Annotated in this window: 4 protein-coding genes and 1 pseudogene; all 5 read left to right on the forward strand. The window is 44.3% G+C overall.

Features of this window, described 5'->3' with window-relative positions; all coding sequences use genetic code 11:
* A pseudogene (locus tag WBJ10_RS14330) lies at positions 1–207 on the forward strand (gfo/Idh/MocA family oxidoreductase); the annotation flags it as partial.
* 98 nt (positions 208–305) lie between these two features.
* Complete coding sequence (locus tag WBJ10_RS14335) at positions 306–3,479, forward strand: PVC-type heme-binding CxxCH protein (RefSeq protein ID WP_424291470.1); 3,174 nt, start codon at positions 306–308, stop codon at positions 3,477–3,479.
* A 40-nt stretch (positions 3,480–3,519) separates the two neighbouring features.
* The gene (locus tag WBJ10_RS14340; protein ID WP_424291472.1) at positions 3,520–4,389 is read left to right on the forward strand and encodes a ThuA domain-containing protein; all 870 of its coding nucleotides are present in this window, start codon (positions 3,520–3,522) and stop codon (positions 4,387–4,389) included.
* 59 nt (positions 4,390–4,448) lie between these two features.
* On the forward strand, positions 4,449–5,300 hold the full coding sequence (locus WBJ10_RS14345) for a sugar phosphate isomerase/epimerase family protein (RefSeq protein ID WP_424291474.1): 852 nt from the start codon (positions 4,449–4,451) through the stop codon (positions 5,298–5,300).
* 36 nt (positions 5,301–5,336) lie between these two features.
* Positions 5,337–6,611 (forward strand): class II aldolase (locus WBJ10_RS14350; RefSeq protein WP_424291476.1); only part of this gene is annotated, 1,275 nt, incomplete at its 3' end.

Raw genomic sequence — 6,611 nt, forward strand, 5'->3', positions numbered from 1 at the left:
ATCCGGGGTCGCACCAATAAAGGTGAATTAAACCAGGCACATGTCACCCATCAAACAGTGCAAATGGATGAAATGGCAGGAATCATTCTGGATGGAAAACAACCTATAGTTCCAGTTGATGGTGAAGAAGGCCTGAAAGATCTGAAAATTATTGACGCAATATATTCAGCAGTTAAAACCGGCAAAAAAGTAAGTTTAAAGCTATAGCTCCATCCAGATTATTTTGTTGCTGTTCAATCTATTCTTCTGATCGCGTCTTCAAATGCTAATGTTTAACATGTACATTTTATACCATGACTACCTTTATGAAAACAAGTAAAAAACATAAAATTAGAGCAGTGCTCAAAGCCTTTGTGGTGGTAGCAATTGCCTTAAGTGCCTTTCAGTTTGTACAGTCAGACCCAACAGCATTGAAAATTAAAAAAGGTGCCCGCATTGTTTTGATAGGAAATAATCTGGGGTCCAGAATGATGAATTTTGGTCATTTTGAAACTGAAATGCAGCTTCGGTATCCTGATAGCATGCTCTATATCAGGAATATGTGCGACGGAGGAAACACCCCCGGCTTCCGGCCGCATTCAGGCCGCCCATCGCCATGGGCATTCCCTGGTGCCGAAAAATTTCAGACAGAGCTAGCAAAAAATTCAGATAGTCAGGGTCATTATGAAATGCCGGACGAGTGGATTACCCGGCATAAGGCCGACATTATCATCGCTTTCTTTGGTTATAATGAATCCTTTCAGGGACCTGAGGGACTTGAAAATTACAAGGCAGAACTCGACGCTTTTATAAAACACACGTTAAGTCAGAAATACAATGGTGTATCGCCCCCGCAACTGGCTATTGTATCTCCGATTGCTTTCGAAGATCTTTCCCAAAAATTTGATCTGCCTGACGGGAAAAAGGAAAATATAAATCTGGCCATATATACCGAAGCCATGAAAGAAGTTGCAGCCAAAAACAAGGTGCACTTTTTAAATGCCTTTACACCTTCAAAAGGTTGGTTTGACGCAGAGAAGCCATTGACGATAGACGGTTCTCAACTCACAGATGCTGGTTATGTTAAGTTTTCAACCTTGCTCGCAGACGGGGTATTTGGTAAGACTAAAGCTAAGGCCGAGCCTAATAGGGCATTGGTTCACGCAGCAGTTATGGAGAAAAACTGGATGTGGCACAATGATATAAAAATCCCTAACGGCGTTCACGTTTATGGACGGCGGTATAATCCTTTCGGACCTGAAAATTACCCGGCAGAACTAGTGAAGATTCGGGAAATGACAGCACTAAGGGATCAGGCTATTTGGCGAGCGCTTAAAGGAGAAAAAATGGATTTGAGTGCTGCTGATCTAAAAACAACAAAACTTCCTCCGGTAGAAACCAATTATAAGCCAAGCGATAAAAACGGCAGTCTGTCCTACCTGTATGGAGAGGATGCCCTCAAGCAATTTAACCTTGCACCAGGATACAAGATCGAACTTTTCGCTTCTGAAAGCGAATTTCCTGATTTGGCTAAGCCCACCCAGCTATCATTTGACAACAAAGGCCGCCTGTGGGTTGCCACGATGCCCAGTTACCCGCATTATAAACCGGGCGATAGTAAACCAGATGATAAGATTATTGTTCTGGAAGATACCAACGCGGATGGAAAAGCAGATAAGCAGACTATTTTTGCGCAGGGATTGCACATACCGGTTGGCTTTGAACTCGCACCCGAAGGAGTTTACATCTCACAGGGTACTAATTTGATGCTCTTTACCGATACTAATGGCGATGATAAAGCCGATGCAAAGGAAATCCTTTTAAGCGGCTTTGATGATCATGATACGCATCATGCACATCATGCTTATACCACCGATCCATCTGGTGCAATTTACATGGGCGAGGGTGTCTTTCTGCATACCAATGTCGAAACTTCTTACGGGCCTGTGAGAGCCACCAATGGCGGATTCTATAGGTATAATCCCGCCCGCAGGCATCTCGAACGCACTGCGCAACTTTCTATCCCTAATCCCTGGGGTATTGCCTTTGACGAATGGGGTCAGAATTTCTTTGCCGAAACATCCAGCCCGGATGTCCGCTGGATGATGCCCGGTTCCGTTAAGCCGAGATACGGGGTGGCCACTCATAAATCAGTGAACCTGATTGAGGAAAAGCATCGTGTACGTCCTACATCCGGTTTGGAATTTGTTTCCAGCCGCCATTTTCCAGATAATGTGCAGGGTGATATGCTTATTAATAATACTATCGGTTTTTTGGGGATGAAACAGCATGCCATGGCGGATGACGGTACTGGTTATAAAACTAATCACCGTCAGGACCTTGTACAATCTGATGACAAGAACTTCCGCCCCGTAGACATGGAATTTGCGCCGGATGGATCCCTTTACCTCGCTGACTGGCACAACATCCTTATTGGTCACATGCAGCATAACGCCCGGGATCCTCTTCGTGATCATTCGCATGGGCGAATTTATCGTATAACTTATCCTTCCCGGCCATTAGTAAAGCCAGCTAAAATTTCAGGCGCTTCTATAAATGAACTTTTAGATAATCTTAAGCTTCCTGAGTTCCGGACTCGTTACCGTACGCGCAGGGAATTAAGAGGCCGCGAAGCTTCTGAGGTTCTCCCGCAAATTAAAACCTGGACTGCAAAACTGGATAAAAAGGATGCCCGGTATGAGCATCACTTGCTTGAAGCCCTATGGGTAAGCTGGGGACTTAATAAAGTGGATCAAAATCTGCTTCGTCAGCTGCTTCGTGCCAAAGATTATCGTGCAAGGGCCGCTGCTGTACGGGTGCTCCGCTATACAGGACATCAGGTTGCAGATCAGGTTAATCTGATGACGCAGGCTGCCCGTGACGATAATAGCCGCGTTCGACTCGAAGCAATTGTTGCCGCCTCCTGGCTTGACAAGTCAAAGGGACTTCCAATTGTTTTGGAAGCAGGGAAGAAGCCACTGGACGAATGGATGGTACATGCCCATCAAACCGCATTAGCTCATCTTAACGGTTATGCAGTCAAAGAAAAAGCAGAAATAGCTGTCGCGACCGAATTGAAAGGTGCTGAACGCGAGCAGCTCATTAAAGGGAAGGCACTTTATGCCCGTGAAGGAGCATGCATTACCTGTCACCAGCCTGATGGCAAAGGCCTGCCCGCATCGGGTTTTCCACCGCTTGCTGGTACAAATTGGGTAACAGGAAATGAAGAACGTTTAATCAAAGTAGTCTTAAATGGGCTCTACGGCCCGATGGAAGTGCTGGGGACAAATTATCCGGGACAGGTTCCAATGACGCCTTTTGGTAACATGCTGAAGGATGAAGAAATAGCAGCTGTGCTTACCTATGTCAGGAACTCATTTGGAAACAAAGCGAGCGCTATTTCTCCTGAAAAGGTAAAAGCTGTAAGAGCCGCTACGAAAGATAAAACCGGGTTTTATTCTCCTGAAGAATTGCTCAGGCAGCACCCCATGGAAAAGTAGTTATCCTGGATAAATATAATCGATGATAAATCTAAAAAGTATGAGGTATATAATTTTCCTGTTTACATTTATGCAATTTGCATTCTATTCATGTGCGCAAATTAAAAGCCGCACTAGCGCAAAACCATTAGTCGTATTTGTCGCTGGCGATCATGAGTATAGCGGTGAAAGTACAATGGTGTTCGTGGCAGAAGAATTAGAAAAAAATTATGGCTTTCGTACAAAGGTACTTAAAGCATCCCCGGACCAAAATGCTGAAGAAAATATCCCGGGACTGGAAGTATTGAAAGAAGCTGACCTGGTGGTTTTCTATCTGCGATGGCGCCGCCTTCCTGCCAGCCAGATTAAGCATATTAATGATTATTTACGATCAGGCAAGCCTCTGATTGGTTTTCGTACCACTACCCATGCCTTTAATTACCCAAAAGGCCACGAATTAGAGAAATGGAATGCATTCGGTGAATTCGCTTTAAATGCTCCTCCGGGCTGGGGTGGTAAGGCAAATCACACCCATTATGGGCATGAATCTTCCACAGATGTATCAGTTATTCCCAATGCTGCTAAACACCCGATACTTACAGGTGTAGATAAAAATTTCCATGCCCGTTCATGGTTGTACAAAGTACTGCCTGATTATCCTGCGAAAGGTTCTGAATGGTTATTAATGGGTCATGCAGTTAATCCCAATAACCCGAAAGCAATAGATAATCCGGTAGCATGGACGGGAATAAATTCGTTTGGTGCAAAGGTTTTCACCACAACTTTAGGCCATCCCGAAGATTTCGATCTCGAGCCATTTCAGCGACTGGTGATCAACGCTGTTCATTGGGCGTCTGGGAAACCGGTTCCAAAGAAATGGGCGGGAAAAATGAGTGTAAATATTCCTTACAGGGGCATCACAAGCAATTAAAGAGTTCCCAATTCAGTTTAAATTAATCGTTCTAAGGTTCATAATTCAAAAAGCAAATAATGAATAAAATTGGTTTTAATGTGCTGGTGTGGTCAGCTTCAATTTCTGATGAATTAATGCCTGTTGCCGATAGATTAAAAAACATTGGTTACGATGGCATAGAATGCTTTTTAGGTGCTCCTGATAAAGCACCATACCAGCTTTTTGGAGATCATGTGAAGAACCTGGGGATGGAAACAACCTGTGTTTTTGTATTGGGTAATGATGAGAATATAATTAGTCCGTCAAAGGAATTTAGGGCTCGTGGGCTGGAGCGCATCAAATGGGCTATTGATCGTGCCCATGATATGCATGCTAAAATAGTTTGCGGACCTTTTCATTCCGCCCATGCCATTTTTGCTCAGCATCCGCCTCAGGATCAGGAATATGCCTGGAGTGCCGAAGTATTGAATGAAGCCGGTCAATACGCCGCCCAGGCAGATATTGTTTTAGCAATCGAGGCACTTAATCGTTTCGAGTGCTATTTGTGCAATACCACGGAACAGTTAAAGGCATTAGTAGACATGGTGGCCCATCCAAATGTACAAGCCATGTATGATTCACATCATGCCAACATCGAAGAGAAAAAAACTTCGCAAGCCATAAACACAATAGCACCTGTGCTTGCGCATGTCCATATCAGTGAAAACGACAGGGGTACACCCGGCGACGGGCATGTACTTTGGGACGAAACGTTTGCAACATTAGCCAAAAACGGATATAAAGGCTGGCTTACCATCGAAGCATTTTCGCGTAACGACCCTGATTTTGCAAACGCTATCAATGTGTGGCGCGAATACTCTAAGCCCTGGGATATCGCAGAAAATGGATATAAGTTTATCAGGCAAATGTGCAAAAAGCACAGTCTGTGAGAGTTACAAATAATCTAATCTATAATAATCAATAAAATGTCAGGAAACACACCGCAATTCAAGCACGTAAGCTACTTATGGAGCGAAACCGAAGCCGCTAAACTGGGAAGTGATGAGGTTGCATTGCTAATTTATCGCTCAAACCTCCTTGGTGCAGATCTTCGTTTAACCAATTATGGTGGGGGCAATACTTCCTGCAAGACGCTGGCTAAGGATCCGCTAAGTAATGTGCAGAAGGAAATTATGTGGATAAAGGGGTCCGGCGGCGACATAGGTACGCTCAAGAAAAGCGGGCTGGCTGCTCTTTATATGGACCGCTTGCTTGACCTGAAGAATATCTACAGAGGAGTGGAACATGAAGATGAAATGGTGGAATTATTTAACCATTGTATTTATGATCTGGCATCCAAGGCCCCTTCGATAGATACCGCTTTACATGGATTTTTACCGTTTAAACATATCGATCACTTGCATCCTGACGCTGCCATCGCAATAGCTGCGGCTAAAGATGGGGAAAAGATCACGAAAGATTTATTTGATGGACAGATAGGATGGGTGGATTGGAAAAGGCCAGGCTTTGAACTTGGGCTGGAATTAAAAAAGTGTCTCGACGAAAATCCGGGTATCAGGGGAATTATGCTTGGATCGCACGGCTTATTCACCTGGGGTGAGACTTCCTATGAGAGTTACATCAACACCCTGGAGATTATTGAGAAATGTGCTGAATATCTGGAACAAAATTACGGGAAGAAAGGACCTGTTTTTGGGGGAGAGAAATTGAAGAGCCTGGAACCCCAGGAACGTAAAGCACAAGCCGCGGCCTTAGCCCCGATTTTAAGAGGGTTTTGTTCCAGCGAACGTAAGATGATTGGGCATTTTACCGATGATAGCCGTGTTTTGGAATTTATAAACTCTAAGGATCTGAACCGTTTGGCCCCTATGGGAACGAGTTGCCCGGATCATTTTCTGCGAACTAAAATCAGTCCGATGGTATTGGATATTAAACCAGAGCAGGATTTACCGGATACAGAGGCAATAAAATCCAGACTGGCGCCACTTTTCGATGCTTATCGCAAAATGTACGCTGACTATTACGAGGCCTGTAAGCATGAGAATAGTCCTGGCATTCGTGATTCCAATCCGGTCATTATTCTTTATCCAGGGGTTGGATTATTCTCCTTTTCAAAGGACAAGCAAACCGCCCGTGTTGCTGCAGAATTCTACACCAATGCTATAAATGTGATGAAAGGGGCGGAGGCTATTTCGGAATATACGTCCCTTCCAAGACAGGAAGCATTCAATATTGAATAC

Source organism: Daejeonella sp., assembly GCF_049655485.1.
Lineage (GTDB): Bacteria > Bacteroidota > Bacteroidia > Sphingobacteriales > Sphingobacteriaceae > Daejeonella.